The organism is Nocardioides speluncae (genome assembly GCF_003121585.1).
GTDB classification, from domain to species: Bacteria; Actinomycetota; Actinomycetes; order Propionibacteriales; family Nocardioidaceae; genus Nocardioides; species Nocardioides speluncae.
The window spans coordinates 223329-238530 of sequence record NZ_QEOO01000011.1; the positions used below are offsets into that span (position 1 = coordinate 223329).

A 15202-nucleotide genomic window follows, 5' to 3' on the forward strand; every position below is an offset into this window, starting at 1 on the left:
CCGGCCCGGCATGGACAGGGCTGTGGAGGAAGGTCGGCGGCGTTGGGCCGGTTGCGGCAGGCTGGAGGGATGGAAGCCAGCTCGCCGGCGGTCCCGGAACCGCCGTACGCCGCGATGCGAGACGCCGTGCTCGCGTTCAAGGCGTCCGAGCCGCGGCGGGTGTTCCCGCCCGTCGTCCACGTCGGCACGCCGGGCGCCCGCGCGGCCACCTTCGCCGAGCGAGCGGCCGACGGCCTCGACCACGGGCTGCGCACCGAGGTGCTGGCCGCGCTGCTGAGCCGGGCGCTGGTCCACGACCGGCAGCCGGTCACCTGGCTGACCCGGCCCGGCGGGCTCGAGACCCACGACGCCGACCTAGCCTGGCTGGCCGCCGCCCGATCGGCGTACGGCGAGGCCGGCATCCCGCTGGCGATGGCGGTGGTGACCCGCGACGGCTGGCGCGATCCGCGGACCGGCCGCGGCGCGACCTGGAAGCGGCTGCGGGACCGCCGAACCGTCGAGCGAAGCGAGCTTGGTTCGGCGGAATAGAAGGGCAGCCCGGCGAAGCCGGACGATGTAGTTGGTCCGCGCAGCGGGGTTCAGTCCCAGGTGTGCACGGGGTCGTTGGTGTGCATCTTCGCGCGGTACTCCACCAGCGTGCGGCGCAGGCACTCCATCCGCTCCTCCCCCGCGTCGGCGTGGTCGTGCACGCGGCGCGCGAACCACTCGGCGCCGTTGGTGCCCTTGAGACAGCGCTGCTCGATGATCCCGAGCAGCCGATCGCGCTCGGTGGGACGGGCGCCCCAGCGGTCCAGGCCGGCGTGGGCGAGCGGCAGCAGCCGGCGCAGCACCAGCTCGGTCGCCCGGACCTGACCGATCCCCGGCCAGTAGACCTGAGCGTCGATCCCCTGCTCCGCAGCGGTGTGGAAGTTCTCCTCCGCCGCGCTGAACGACATCTGCGACCACAGCGGGCGCTCGGCCTCCGCGAGCTCACGGACCAGACCGAAGTAGAACGCGGCGTTGGCCATCGTGTCGGCCACGGTCGGCCCGGCGGCCAGCACCCGGTTCTCGACGCGGAGGTGCGGCACACCGCCCGCGATGTCGTAGACCGGCCGGTTCCAGCGGTAGATGGTGCCGTTGTGCAGCCGCAGCTCGGCGAGCTGCGGCGTCCCGCCTGACTCGAGCACTGCGAGCGGGTCCTCGTCCTCGGTGATCGGCAGCAGCGCCGGGAAGTAGCGCACGTTCTCCTCGAACAGGTCGAAGACCGAGGTGATCCAGCGCTCGCCGAACCACACCCGCGGCCGCACGCCCTGCGCCTTCAGCTCCTCACTGCGGGTGTCGGTGGCCTGCTCGAACAGCGGGATCCGGGTCTCCCGCCACAGCTCCTTGCCGAGCAGGTACGGCGAGTTCGCGCCGACCGCGAGCTGGATCGCCGAGATCGCCTCCGACGCGTTCCAGTACGCCGCGAACTGGTCCGGCGAGGTCTGCACGTGGAACTGGGTGCTGGTGCAGGCGGCCTCCGGCACGATCGAGTCCGCGGTCGTCTGCAGCCGGTCGATGCCGCGGATGTCGATCACGATGTCCTCGCCGCGGGCGGCGAGCACCTGCTCGCTGAGCAGCTGGTAGCGCGGGTTGCCGCTGATGTTCTCCGGCTCCAGGTGCCCGTTCATCAGCGTCGGCAGGATGCCGATCATCACCTGGTGGGCGCCGACCCCTCGGGACTTCTCCTCGGCGTCGTTGAGGCTGCGGCGCAGCCCCGCCTCGAAAGTGCTCAGCCCACCCTCGCGCAAGCGCGCGGGTGGGCTGTTGATCTCGATGTTGAACTGCCCGAGCTCGGTCTGGAAGTCGGGGTCCGCGATCGCCGTCAGCACTTCTTGGTTCTTGAGCGCCGGCAGCCCGTCGTCGTCGACCAGGTTGAGCTCGATCTCCAGCCCGGTCATCGGATCGTCGGTATCGAAGGCGGCCTCCTTCAGCATCCGGGCGAACACGTCGAGGCAGCGTCTCACCTTCTCCCGGTGACGCGTGCGGTCGGCGCGGGTGAACTCTTGGGCAGCGACCTCTTCTCCCATGAAGACACGCTAGTGGGTCGGAGCGGCTCGGGTAGCACATCAGCGAGACAGACTGAGCGACTCCTCCCAGCAGCCGGGGCGGCCCGGCCGGCCACAGACCGCCATCCGCTGAAGCTCGACAATGAGCTGCGCCGGCGCCCAGTCCGGTTCGTTGCGCAGCTGCAGGGGGTCGGGCTGCGCTCCGATCCGCCCGTCGAGGTCGTAGAACTCCACCGGCTGGCCCAGGGCGGCGTAGTCGACCAGCAGCGCGTCGAGGGTGCGCAAGGCGTTGTACGTCGGCGCCGGGGTGTTGCGGGCGGCCAGCACGAGGTCAGGATCGGCGCGGTTCGGCCGCTCGGTCTTGTGCTCGACCAGCGCCGCCTTGCGCCAGCTCGCCGGGTTGGCGCCGGCCAGCAGGCCGGTCAGGGTCTGTCCGTCCCGGTCGTCCGGCGGCCGGATCCCGGCCATCTGCAGGAACGTCGGGTAGAAGTCGACGTTCTGGGCGATCTTGTCGATCCTGCGGTGCCGGACACCGGGCCCGCTGATGATCAGCGGGATCCGCACGTCGTGGTCATAGGCGGTGCCCTTGCCGGACAGCAGCCGGTGCTCGCCGAGATGGAAGCCGTTGTCCGGGCTGAACACGACGTAGGTGTCGCGGCGCTCTGCGGGGGTCAGGCTGCGCAGCACTCCCTTGATCAGGTCGTTGACCGACTGGACCATCCGCACCCGATTGCGGAAGTTGCGGTCGATCACATTGATCTCCGACCGCGTCAACGGGTCCCGGCGTACCCACCACGGCTTGTCGCCGGTGTCCTCGTTGAACGCCGCGGTCCGCGGGTGCCGGATCTCGTTGCACTTCGCCGGTCCGCAGTCGCCGTGCAGCAGCTCGCCACCCTGGCTCTTCGGCCGGTCGCGGACCGCCGGCGGGAACTTGGGCTCGCCGTTCTGGCCGCCGCCGGAGTGCGGAGCGAACGTCGAGATCTGCAGGAAGAACGGGCGGCGCCCGCTGCGGTCGACGAAGTCCTTCGCACGCTTCGCGAGCACATCGGTGATGTAGGTCCGGTCGGGATCGGAGGGACTCCGCCTCATGGTGTCGATGGTGCGGACCTTGCCCCGGACGAAGCGGGTGATCTTGTAGTTGAAGTGGCCGTAGCCGCCGTTGCCGGCGACGTGCCACTCGTCCCAGCCCTGCGGCGGCTTGTAGCCGGGGGCGAACGTGTAGCCGTTCATGTATTTGCCGAGATAGCCGGTGCGGTAGCCGTGCCGGCGGAGCGGTACGGCGTAGGTCCGCGCCTCGTGGCCGCGACGCTTGAACACCGGCCAGCCGCCGTCGCCGTCGTTGGCGGTGTTGGTGCGGATGCCGGTGTTGTGCGGCATCTCCCCGGTCAGGATGGTGGCCCGGGACGGGCAGCACAGCGAGTCGGCGACGAAGTAGTTCCGGAAGGTCGCGCCGCTCTTCGCCAGGCCCTGCGGTCCGGTCAGCGCCGACATGTACGGCAGCAGGTTCGGTGACAGGTCGTCGGTGTGGATGAAGATGATGTTCGGCTTCGGCGGCGCCACGACGGTCGACGTGTCGGTCGGCGCGGCGGAGGTCGAGTGGGCGGTCGAGGCGGCGGTGGGTGGCAGCGCTACGGCGAGGCAGACGGCCACTGCGATCAGTGGAGTGGGCGGGCGCATACGGCCTCTTTACCTGTCGGGAACTGCGCTGTCGAGGCGTCGGAGCCACGATGGCCGGACCTGGTCACGCCGAGTCGAGCAGGGTCAGCAGCTCGCGCGGGATGCCGGTCCAGCCGTCCGGGCGCGCGGCGTGCCGCAGCAGGTCGGCGAGCAGCTCGGCGAGCGTGTACGCCGGGTCGACGGCCGAGCAGCGGTCCAGCGCGCACCAGGCGAGGGCGCCGTGTCCGCTGAGCCAGGAGGCGAAGGCCAGCATCGTGGCGGGCGCGGGCAGCAGCTCGGGCGGCGACCGGCGGACCAGGTCGGTCCAGAACGCGACGTGTGCGGCCGCGCTGCCTGCGCTCATGTCGGCCCAGGCGACGTCACGCACGCGCAGGTCGGTGAGGCTCACGAGCAACCGAGCGGCGTCGTCGACGTCGAGGATGGTGCCCTCCCGGACCGCGGCCCGGACGGTCCGCTCCACCCAGCGCGCGGCGGCCGCAGGCTGGGCCAGGAACCGGCGATGCGACGCTCGCTCGACGGCCGCGGTCACCGCCCGCACCGCGTCCGGATCGGGATCGATGGTGGCGGCCAGCTCCTCCCTGCTGGCGTGGGTGACGGCGCCGTCGTACACAGCGGCGGTGGTGATCGGATGTGCGCCGACGTCGTACGGCACGCCCTCGGTGACCAGCTCCGGCGGCGCGTCCGCCGCCAGCGCGAACCATCGCTCGCCATCGGCGCGGATCATCGCGATGACCTCGACGCTCGTCGCCGAGAACGCGTCCGCCAGCCGCTCGGCCTGCCTGGCCGCGTCGTCGGCGCGCTCGCTGAAGATCACGAAGACGGCACGTTCGCAGTCGTTGCGGACCGCCGCCCCCGCAAGGTCGTCGGCGACCTCGGCGAAGGCCGGCTCCTCGGTGGGCAGGTCGGTGCGGCAGTGCACGCCGCCGCGGCCGACGGACATCATCACCACCGACTCGGTCGGGTGGAAGCCGAGGGCAACCGGGGCGGCGGCGATCACGTCCTCGGGCGTGGTGGCCCGGATTGTCTGTGGTGAGTTCATGCCGACCACGCTGCCCGAACGGATCGGTCCACGCACCCGGCTGCTCGCCGGCTGTGGAGAAAACGGCACCCGCGAATCTGTGGACGATAAGTGGGCTGTCCGAGGTGTCGACTAGGTTCACCAGCGTGAGACGGATGCGCGCACAGGCATCGGTGCTGCACATCGACCTGGATGCGTTCTTCGCCGCAGTGGAGCAGCGCGACAAGCCGTCGCTTCGCGGCAAGCCGGTCGTCGTCGGCGGCGTCGGTGGTCGTGGCGTGGTCGCGACCGCGTCCTACGAGGCCCGCGAGTACGGCGTCCGGTCGGCCATGTCGACCCGCGAGGCGCGGTCCCGCTGCCCGCACGCCGCCTTCCTCACCGGCCGCTTCCACGCCTACCGGGCCACAAGCCAGGCGGTGATGGAGCTGCTGCGCGGGGTCTCCCCACTGGTCGAGCCGCTCTCCCTCGACGAGGCGTTCGTCGACCTCGAGCAGGCCGGCCTCCCCGACCTCGAGGTCCCGACCGTGACCGAGTTCGCCGAGCAGCTGCGCAGCCGGGTCGCGGAGGTCAGTGGCGGCCTGACCGCCTCGGTCGGGCTCGCGTCGTCGAAATTCGTCGCCAAGGTCGCCAGCGACCTGGACAAGCCTGACGGCCTGGTCGTGGTCGCTCCCGGCACCGAGCTCGACCTGCTGCGTCCGATGAAGGTCACGGTGATCCCGGGCGTCGGCCCGGCGACCGCCGAGCGGCTGCGCCGGACCGGCGTACACACCGTCGAGGACCTGCAGCGGCTCAGCCTGGACGAGCTGGTCCGCCAGGTCGGCAAGGCCAACGGCCAGGGCCTCTACCACCTGGCCCGGGCCGAGGACACCCGCGCGGTCGAGCCGCACCGGGAGACCAAGTCGGTCAGCGTGGAGGGCACCTACGACACCGACCTCACCGACCGGAAGCTGATGGAGGCATTGCTCACCCGGCAGGCGGCAGGCGTCGGCGAGCGGCTGCGCAAGCACGGGCTGTCCGGCCGCACCATCTCGATCAAGGTCCGCCTGCACGACTTCACCACGCTCAGCCGCTCCAGCACCCTCGCCTCGCCCACGGACAGCTCGTCGACCATCGCCCGGCTGGCCCGCGGCCTGCTGGCCGACCTCGACACCTCGGGCGGCGTCCGGCTGCTCGGCGTCGGCGTCTCCGGGCTGGCCGACTGGGTCCAAGAGGACCTGTTCGGAGAGACCGCCGAGGCCGAGCCCGAGCTCGACCTCCCCGAGCCCGAGGCGCCCACCACCCACCAGCGGACCTGGGCTCCGGGCAGCGACGTCGAGCACGCCGAGCACGGCCGCGGCTGGGTCTGGGGGTCGGGCAAGGGCGTGGTCACCGTGCGGTTCGAGACCGCCGAGACCGAGCCCGGGCCGGTGCGCAGCTACTCGGCCGACGACCCGGCGCTGTCGCGGGTGGCGCCGGAGCCGTAGCCGCCCCCGCCGGGGGTCTCGACGACCAGCACGTCCTCAGCCTCGACCGCAACGGAGTCCCGCCCTGCCAGCGGCTGTACGGCGCCGTCCGAGCGCTCCACCCACTGCCGGCCGAGCGCGCCGGGCTCGCCGCCCGCGAGTCCGTACGGCGGCACCCGCCGGTGGCTGCTCAGGATGTTGACCGTCATCGGCTCCAGGAACCGGATCCGCCGCCGACCGCCGTTGCCACCCCGCCACTGCCCGGCGCCGCCGGTGCCGGGCAGGATCTCGAAGGACTCCACCCGCACGGGGTAGCGCCACTCCAGTACCTCGGGATCGGTGAGCCGGGAGTTCGTCATGTGCGTCTGGACCACGTCGGTCCCCCGGAACCCGTCGCCCGCCCCCGACCCGCTGGCGACCGTCTCGTAGTACTGGCTGCGCTCGTTGCCGAACGTCACGTTGTTCATGGTGCCGGACCCTTCGGCCTGCACCCCGAGTGCGGCGTACAGAGCGCCGGTGACCGCCTGCGAGGTCTCGACGTTGCCGGCCACGACCGCAGCGGGGTACGCCGGTGCGAGCATCGACCCGGGCGGAATCGTGACCCTGATCGGCGCCAGGCAGCCGGCGTTGAGCGGGATGTCGTCGTCGACCAGGCTCCGGAACACGTAGAGCACCGCCGCCATCACCACCGACGACGGCGCATTGTCGTTGCCGGGCCGCTGCGACGAGGTGCCGGTGAAGTCGATCTCCGCACTCCGGGCCGCCCTGTCGACCCGCACGGCGACCTCGATCCGCCCGCCGCCGTCGAGCTCGTAGGAGTAGCTGCCGTAGCTCAGCGCCGAGATCACCCGGCGTACCGACTCCTCCGCGTTGCGCCGGACGTGACCCATGTACGCCGTCACGACGTCCAGGCCGAAGTGGTCCACCATCGCCCGCAGTTCTTCGACGCCCTTCTCGTTGGCCGCGACCTGCGCGCGGAGGTCGGCCAGGTTGGCAGTGGGGTTGCGGGAGGGGTACTCCGCGCTCAGGAGCAGGTCCACGGTCTCCGCCTCGCGGAGCCGGCCGTGCTCGACCAGCAGCCAGTTGTCGATCAGCACCCCCTCCTCCTCGACCCGGCCGCTGGCCGCCGGCATGGACCCCGGCGCGATCCCCCCGATCTCGGCGTGGTGGCCGCGCGAGGCGACGTAGAACAGCAGCTCGCGGCCGGTCTCGTCGAAGACCGGGGTGACCACGGTGATGTCCGGCAGGTGCGTACCGCCGCGGTAGGGGTTGTTGAGGACGTAGGCATCGCCGGGCTTGATCCGCCCCTCGTTGGCCTCGATGACCGCCTTGATGCTCTCCCCCATCGAGCCCAGGTGCACCGGCATGTGCGGGGCGTTCGCGATCAGGTTGCCGTCGGCGTCGAAGAGCGCACAGGAGAAGTCCAGACGCTCCTTGATGTTGACCGAGTGCGCCGTGCTCTGCAGCCGCACTCCCATCTGCTCGGCGATGGACATGAAGAGGTTGTTGAAGATCTCCAGCATCACGGGGTCGGCGTTCGTGTCGACGTCCTCGACCGGGCGGCGCGAGGAGACCCGGTTCAGCAGCAGGTTGCCGAGAGGGTCGACGGTGGCACGCCAGCCCGGCTCGACCACCGTGGTCGCATTCGCCTCGGCCACGATCGCCGGACCCTCGACCGCGTCGCCGGGACGGATCTCGGCGCGATGGTGGAGGCCGGCCTTGGTCCAGGCGCCGGCCACGAACATCTCGACGTCGGTCGCCGAGGCCTCCCCCGGCACGCCCTCGGTCACGGCCTCCTCGGCCCGGTCGGTATCCGCCCGCACCTCGACCGAGACCGCCTCGACCATCACCTGCTTGTCCGGCATCAGGAACGAGAAGCGACGACGGTACGCCGCCTCGAACTCGTCCAGCATCTCCTCGACCGGACCGATCCGCACCGGCAGCGCGGTGTCGGTGCCGTCGTACCGGAGCAGCGCGCGGGCCGTTGTCACCGCGCTCTCCGGCGGCACCCCTTCGCCGGCCAGCTCGTCGAGCGCTTCCTGCAGCAGCCCCTCGACGACCTCGTCGAGAATCGGCCTGACCTCGCCGTCGACCGGCTTCTCCACCGCGCGCTCGCGCATCGCGGTGACATCGGCCAGACCCATGCCGTACGCCGACAGCACGCCGGCGAACCGGTGGATCACCACGCGGGTCATGCCGAGGGCGTCCGCGACCGCGCACGCATGCTGACCACCAGCACCACCGAATGTCGCGAGGGCGTACTCGGTCACGTCGTACCCGCGCTGCACCGAGATCTTCTTGATCGCGTTGGCCATGTTGGCGACGGCGATCTCGAGGAAGCCCTCGGCCACCTCCTCCGGCGTCCGGCCGTCGCCGATCTCGGCGGCGAGCTCGGCGAACTTCTCGCGCACAACTCCGCAGTCGAGCGACTGGTTGCCAGCCTCGCCGAACACTGCCGGGAAGTACGCCGGCTGGATCCGGCCGAGCATCACATTGGCATCGGTCACCGCCAGCGGACCACCCTTGCGGTACGACGCCGGGCCGGGCTCCGCGCCCGCCGAGTCCGGGCCGACCCGGTAGCGCGAACCGTCGAAGTGCAGGATCGACCCACCGCCCGCGGCCACGGTGTGGATGCTCATCATCGGCGCCCGCAGCCGGACCCCTGCGACCTGGGTCTCCAGCTCGCGTTCGAACTCGCCGGCGTAGTGCGACACGTCGGTGGAGGTGCCACCCATGTCGAACCCGATCACCCGGTCGAAGCCGGCCGCGGTGGCGGTACGGGCCATGCCCACGACGCCTCCCGCAGGGCCGGACAGGATCGCGTCCTTGCCGCGGAACCGATGTGCCTCGGTGAGCCCGCCGTTGGACTGCATGAACAGCAGGCGGGCCTGGTCGAGCGCGGCCGACACCTGGTCGACGTACCGCCGCAGGATCGGCGAGAGGTAGGCATCGACGACGGTCGTGTCGCCGCGGGCGACCAAGCGCATGAGCGGGCTGACCTCGTGAGACTCCGACACCTGGGTGAACCCGACCTCGCGGGCGGTCGCGCCGATCCGCTGCTCGTGAACCGGCTGCAGGTAGCCGTGCATGCACACCACGGCCACGGCCCGGAACCCGTCAGCGAAGGCGGCCGCGAGGTCCTTGCGGCAGGCATCCTCGGCGAGCGGCTCCAAGACCGTGCCGTCGGCCGCGACCCGCTCGGCCGCCTCGATCACCCGTGTGTGCACGGGCTCGGGCAGCCCGATCCGGCGATCGAAGATCCGAGGCCGGTTCTGGTAGGCGATCCGCAGCGCGTCCCGGAAGCCGCGCGTGACGACCAGCACGGTCGGCTCGCCGCGACGCTCGAGCAAGGCGTTGGTCGCGACCGTGGTACCCATCTTGACCGCCGCGATCCGATCGGCAGGAAGCGGTTCGCCGACGGGCGCGTCCAGCAGCCGGCGGATCCCCTCCACCACCGCGTCCGGATAGCGGGCCGGGTCCTCCGACAGCAGCTTGTGGGTGACCAGGCCACCGTCCGGGCGCCTGGCGACGATGTCGGTGAACGTGCCGCCGCGGTCGATCCAGAACTCCCAGCCGGGCTGGCTCATGCAAGGCTCCGCAGCTCGAAGCCGGCTGCGGTGAGCGCGCGTCGTACCTCGCGGGCGACGGAGAGCACGGTCGGCCTGTCGCCGCGCACGCAGATGGAGTCGACCCGGGCGGCCATCTCCACCGCGCGCCGGCCGACCTCGTCGATATCGGTGATCAGCGCGCCCGGCTTGCCGCGCGGGACCAGCCGGCCGTCGGGGGTGTAGGCCCGGTCGGGAAAGCCCTCGTGGAAGGTACGGCGCCCGGCGGCGCGCGCCCGGTCGAGGATCAGCGCGCCCTCCATGCCGAGCACGGGCAGGTCGCCGGACCCCTCCAGCAGCGCCTGCGCCTGCTCGGGGTCGTCGTACACACGGTGGTAGAGGGCGCCGTGGGGCTTGACGTAGCGCACGGTCGCGCCTTCCTTGCGCGCGATCCGGGTGAGGGTGCCGACCTGGTCGGCGATCTGCTCGGACAGCACCTTGAACGACACGTCGCGGGCCACCCGGCCGAAGTTCGGCCGGTCGTTGTAGGAGACCTGGGCGCCGACCGAGACCCCCGACCTCGCCGCGACCGCGCAGACCTTCCGCATCATCCGCTCGTCGCCGGCGTGGTAGCCGCAGGCGACGTTGGCGCTGGTGACCACCGCCAGCAGGCCCATGTCGTCGGTCAGCCCTTCGCCGAGGTCGGCATTGAGGTCGATGGATGAGGTGGTCACACTCCGACGCTATCGTCTGCCGCCATGGAGCACTCCGAAGTTGACCCACCCGTCGCCGACCGTCAGCCCGTGACCGCCGTTCATCACGGCGAGACCCGGACCGACGACTACGAGTGGCTGCGGCAGAAGGAGAAGCCCGAGGTCACGGCCTACCTGGAGGCCGAGAACGCCTACACCAAGGCCCGCACCGACCACCTGGCCGACCTGCGGCAGACGATCTTCGACGAGATCAAGGCGCGGACCCAGGAGACCGACCTGTCGGTGCCGACCCGCAACCGCGGCTACTGGTACTACGGCCGCTCCTTCGAGGGCAAGGAGTACGGCGCGAGCTGCCGGGTCCCGGTCACCGACGAGAGTGACTGGACTCCCCCGCGGCCGGCGGAGGACGCCGCACCCGACCAGCCCGCGCTGCCCGGCGAGGAGGTGCTGCTCGACCACAATGTGCTCGCCGAGGGTCACGAGTTCTTCAGTCTCGGCGGGTCCGCGATCAGCCCGGACACCACCCTGCTGGCCTACTCGACCGATGTGGTGGGCGACGAGCGGTACACGGTCCGGGTCAAGGACCTCGGCACCGGCGAGCTGCTGCCCGACGAGATCACCGGCGTGATCGGCGGGGTGACCTGGGACCGTGACGGCAGCGCCGTCTACTACACGACCGTGGACGAGGCCTGGCGCGCCGACAAGATCTGGCGGCACCGGCTCGGCACCGGCCAGCCCGACGACGAGCTGGTCTTCCACGAGACCGACGCCCGGTTCTGGGTCGGCGTCGGCCGCACCCGCAGCGACCGGTTCCTGATGATCGCCTCCGGCTCGAAGTCCACCTCGGAGTACCGCGTCCTGGACACCGAGGACCGCGCGGCCGGCTTCCAGGTCTTTGCCGAGCGTCGCGACGGCCTGGAGTACAGCCTCGAGCACGCCGTGATCGGCGGCGAGGACCGATTCCTGGTGCTGCACAACGCCGCCGGCGAGGACTTCGCGATCGGCATCGCGCCGGTGCGGCCGACGCTCCCGGAGGAGTGGGACGCGCTGATCCCGCACACCCCGAGCGTGCGGCTCGAGGACGTGGACGCCTTCGCCGGGCACCTCGTCGTACACCAGCGCAGTGAGGGTCTGACCCAGCTCCGGATCCTCGAGCTCGGACCGGACTCCCCCAACGGCATCGCCGACGACTACCTGGTCCGGTTCGACGACGAGGTCTACACGATCGGCTCGGGCGCCAACCCGGCCTTCGAGCAGCCCGTGGTCCGGCTCGGCTACACCACGATGGCGACCCCCGCCTCGGTCCACTCGTACGACGTCCGCACCCGCGAGCTGACGCTGCTCAAGCAGACGCCGGTGCTGGGCGGCTACGACCCGGGCGACTACGAGGAGCACCGGCTCTGGGCGAAGGCCGACGACGGCACCCAGGTGCCGATCTCGATCGTGGCCCGCCGCGGCGCCCGGGAGGCGGGACCGATCCCGACGCTCCTTTATGGGTACGGCGCCTACGAGATGTCGATCGACCCGTACTTCTCGGTCGCCCGGCTCTCGATGCTGGACCGCGGCGCGGCGTTCGCGATCGCCCACGTCCGCGGCGGCGGCGAGATGGGCCGGCACTGGTACGACACCGGCAAGCTCACGCACAAGCAGAACACGTTCTCCGACTTCATCGCCTGTGCCCGGCACCTGGTCGCGACGGGCTGGACGCGGCCGGACGTGCTGGTCGCCGAGGGCGGCAGCGCCGGTGGGCTGCTGATGGGCGCGGTGGCCAACCAGGCGCCGGAGCTGTTCGGCGGAGTCGTGGCCAACGTGCCGTTCGTGGACGCGCTCACCTCGATGCTCGACTCGACCCTGCCGCTGACGATCGGCGAGTACGAGGAGTGGGGCAACCCGGAGGGCGACCCGGCGGCGTACGCCACCATCAAGGCGTACGCGCCGTACGACAACGTCGCGGCCGTCGACTACCCGCCGATCCTCGCCGAGACCTCGCTCAACGACACCCGGGTGCTGTACGTCGAGCCGGCCAAGTGGGTGGCCCGTCTCCGAGCCACCGCCACCGGCCGCCGTGACTTCCTGCTGCGCACCGAGATGTCGGCCGGCCACGGCGGCGTGTCCGGCCGCTACAAGTCGTGGCACGACCGCGCCTTCTCGCTGGCGTGGATCCTCGATCGGATGGGCTTGGCCGATTCGGCCCGGAAAGCACCGTAAGGGGCTTAAGGACTTCTTCAAAGTTACTGTCCTGCCAAGGGTGCCCCCCTGAAAAGTCCCTGAGAAGCAACTTTCTCGGCAACTGATTGGCGCCCTCGTACGTCATTCCCTGTGTAGACGACAGGTGATCGGGTACTCGCAGCATCTCGAAGGAATGTTCGGGCCACTCGATCCGTTGGACTTGGCGTGAGGTGACCGCACCACATCGGTCACTCCGCGCGTACGAAGGAGGGGCGTCCCATGGCGACACGCACGGCAACGAGGAGCGCAGGAACTCGGGAGATCGAGGGCCGCGACAGCGTCGGCCTGTACCTGGACGAGATCGCCCGTAACCCGCTGCTCGACGCGGCCACCGAGGTCGAGCTCTCGAAGACGATCGAGGCCGGCCTGATGGCCGAGTACCTCCTCGCTGAAGGCCGGATCGGCCGCAAGAAGGGCGGAGCGCCCGGCACCGCCTCCAAGGAGGAGCTCGAGTGGCTCGCCGAGGAGGGCCGCCGCGCCGTCGACACCTTCATCACCGCCAACCTCCGGCTGGTGGTCTCCATCGCCCGCAAGTACGGCCGCTCGCAGATGCCGATGCTGGACCTGATCCAGGAGGGCAACACCGGCCTGATCCGCGCGGTCGAGAAGTTCGACTACGCGAAGGGCTACAAGTTCTCCACTTACGCCACCTGGTGGGTGCGCCAGGCGATCACCCGCGGCATCGCGCAGCAGGCCCGAGTGGTGCGGCTGCCCGTGCACGTGGTCGAGGAGCTCAACCAGGTCGGCGGCGCCCGGCGTACTCTCGAGCGCCAGCTCGGCCGCGAGCCGGAGCCGCAGGAGATCGCCGAGGAGCTCGGCATGGAGCTGGAGCGGGTGCTCGACCTGCTCGCCTGGGGCCGCGAGCACGTCAGTCTCGACACCCCGGTCGACGAGGACGGCGACACCTCGCTCGGTGACCTGATGGCGCAGGAGACCTCCCCCGGACCGGACCTGACCGTGCTCGACGTCGAGGCCCGCGACCGGCTCAACAGCCTGGTCGGCCTGCTCGACGAGCGCGCGGCCGACATCATCCGGTCCCGCTACGGGCTGGTCGACGGCCGCCAGCACAAGCTGGCCGACATCGGCGCCAAGCACGGCATCTCGGCCGAGCGGGTGCGCCAGCTGGAGCGCGAGGCGCTGCAGAAGCTGCGCAAGTTCGCAGACCCCGATCTCGCCGCCTGACGCGCGCTCCTGCCGGCGTGCTGCAGGGGCGCGACGGTGGGTCAGCCCGCGTCAGGCCGGCGTACCACGTCCGGCTCGGCGGCTGAGCGCTCAGCCGCCGAGATCGGCCAACTTGTCTGAAGCAGTCTGAGCCTTCTCGACGACGTCGGTCGGCACCTGCTTGTTAGCGGCGATGCGCTGCTGCCAGAGCTGGACGGCGATCACCCGGGCCGCGGCCTCCTCGGCCCGCTCCCGCGGGATCCGGCCGGACTCGATCGCCCTGCTGACCGCGGCGTGGGTCTTGGCCGTGTCGGCCGGCATCAGCAGCAGGTCGGCACCGGCCACCAGCGCCTTGATGCCGGGCTGATCGAAGCCCATCACCGCGCCCATCCCCATCGAGTCGGTGATCGCGATGCCCTGGAAACCGCCGGTGTCGCGCAGCACGTCGTACGCCGCGGGCGCCAGGCTGGCCGGGCGGCGGGCGTCGAACGCCTCGACCGCAATGTGGCTCATCATCACCGCCGGCGCTCCTGCCTGCACCCCCGCACGGAACGGCACCAGGTCGTGCTTCTCGAGCTCCGCGAACGTGGAGGACAAGACGGGCAGCGAGGTGTGGCTGTCGCTGGTCACGCCGCCGTGCCCCGGGAAGTGCTTGGTGGTCGACACCACCCCTGCCGCGTTGAATCCCTTGACCGCCGCGGCGGTTGCCCGGGCCGCGATCTTCGGGTCCTCCGACGGTGACCGCGAGCCGATGGTCGGGTCGGCGGCGCCGATGGTGACGTCGGCGACCGGAGCGAAGACCCAGGTGAACCCGAGCGCACGCAGCTCCATCGCCATCGCGTACGACGCCTGCCGGACGACCTTGCGGCCCTGCTTGCGGTCCGCCTCGATCGCGGCGCCGGCGCTCGCGAACGGCGGGAAGTCGGTGGCCACGCCGCGCAGGTGAGAGACGGTGCCGCCCTCCTGGTCGACGCCGATCACCGCCGGGAAGTCGCGGCCGTCGGCCGCCATCGCGTCCCGTACCGCCTGGGTGGTGGCCATGACCTGGTCGGTGTCGGCGACGTTGTCCGAGGTCACGCAGACCCCGGCGAGGTGCAGCTTCTCGACCAGCGCACGGACCTCGGCCGGGTCGGTGCCGGCGTAGCGGCCGACGATCAGCTGGCCGGCGAGACGATCGGAGTCCCAGTCGGCGATCAGCTCCCGCGCCTGGTCCAGCTCCCCGGCGGTCGGTCCCCAGCCGAGCGGCCCGGTGGCCGGCGCCTCTTCCGCGGCGGTCGACGGCGCCCGGTCCTGGCTCGGCGACGGGTCGCCGGACGGGCCGGACGTCTCGACCGCGCAGGCGGCCAGCGACGCGGTGGCTGCGGCCGCGAGCAGGAGTCGTAGCCGCATC

10 protein-coding genes are annotated in these 15202 nt (G+C 71.3%); 4 read left to right on the forward strand and 6 right to left on the reverse strand.

Annotation, left to right across the window (positions count from 1 at the left end; genetic code table 11):
- Positions 1–69 precede the first annotated feature (69 nt).
- On the forward strand, positions 70–528 hold the full coding sequence (locus DDV73_RS05970) for a hypothetical protein (protein WP_109506304.1): 459 nt from the start codon (positions 70–72) through the stop codon (positions 526–528).
- 50 nt (positions 529–578) lie between these two features.
- Here the strand turns inward: DDV73_RS05970 and DDV73_RS05975 are convergent, their stop codons facing one another.
- The 3 genes from DDV73_RS05975 to DDV73_RS05985 all read right to left on the reverse strand — a co-directional run bounded on the left by DDV73_RS05975 (position 579) and on the right by DDV73_RS05985 (position 4743).
- Entirely contained in the window at positions 579–2048 is a 1470-nt protein-coding gene (locus DDV73_RS05975; protein ID WP_109506305.1) for a glutamate-cysteine ligase family protein, read from the reverse strand.
- A 39-nt stretch (positions 2049–2087) separates the two neighbouring features.
- Positions 2088–3704: a sulfatase family protein gene (locus DDV73_RS05980; RefSeq protein ID WP_109506306.1), complete on the reverse strand. Its 1617-nt coding sequence runs from the start codon at positions 3702–3704 to the stop codon at positions 2088–2090.
- A gap of 64 nt (positions 3705–3768) precedes the next feature.
- A complete protein-coding gene (locus DDV73_RS05985; RefSeq protein ID WP_154402623.1) occupies positions 3769–4743 on the reverse strand; it encodes a DUF4192 domain-containing protein in 975 nt (324 codons plus the stop codon).
- Between the two features lie 134 nt (positions 4744–4877).
- Here DDV73_RS05985 and DDV73_RS05990 point away from each other — a divergent pair, with 134 nt between their 5' ends.
- Positions 4878–6185 (forward strand): DNA polymerase IV, encoded by a 1308-nt coding sequence (locus DDV73_RS05990; protein ID WP_109506308.1) that lies wholly within the window; start codon positions 4878–4880, stop codon positions 6183–6185.
- On the opposite strand, the gene DDV73_RS05995 is transcribed toward DDV73_RS05990, so the two are convergent.
- Positions 6137–9751, reverse strand: a complete 3615-nt coding sequence (locus DDV73_RS05995) for a hydantoinase B/oxoprolinase family protein (RefSeq protein WP_109506309.1) — start codon at positions 9749–9751, stop codon at positions 6137–6139. The two genes, DDV73_RS05990 and DDV73_RS05995, sit on opposite strands and share 49 nt — an antisense overlap.
- Positions 9748–10443: a LamB/YcsF family protein gene (locus DDV73_RS06000; RefSeq protein WP_240617146.1), complete on the reverse strand. Its 696-nt coding sequence runs from the start codon at positions 10441–10443 to the stop codon at positions 9748–9750. Before DDV73_RS06000 ends, DDV73_RS05995 begins: the two co-directional genes overlap by 4 nt.
- Positions 10444–10467: 24 nt before the next feature.
- On the opposite strand from DDV73_RS06000, the gene DDV73_RS06005 reads away from it, so the two are divergent.
- The gene (locus tag DDV73_RS06005; protein WP_109506310.1) at positions 10468–12630 is read left to right on the forward strand and encodes a S9 family peptidase; all 2163 of its coding nucleotides are present in this window, start codon (positions 10468–10470) and stop codon (positions 12628–12630) included.
- A gap of 240 nt (positions 12631–12870) precedes the next feature.
- Positions 12871–13833 carry a sigma-70 family RNA polymerase sigma factor gene (locus tag DDV73_RS06010; RefSeq protein WP_109506311.1) on the forward strand — a complete coding sequence of 321 codons (963 nt, stop codon included), beginning with the start codon at positions 12871–12873 and terminating at the stop codon, positions 13831–13833.
- 90 nt (positions 13834–13923) lie between these two features.
- Here DDV73_RS06010 and DDV73_RS06015 read toward each other — a convergent pair whose 3' ends face one another.
- Complete coding sequence (locus DDV73_RS06015; RefSeq protein WP_109506312.1) at positions 13924–15201, reverse strand: glycoside hydrolase family 3 N-terminal domain-containing protein; 1278 nt, start codon at positions 15199–15201, stop codon at positions 13924–13926.
- Between the last annotated feature and the right edge of the window lies 1 nt (position 15202).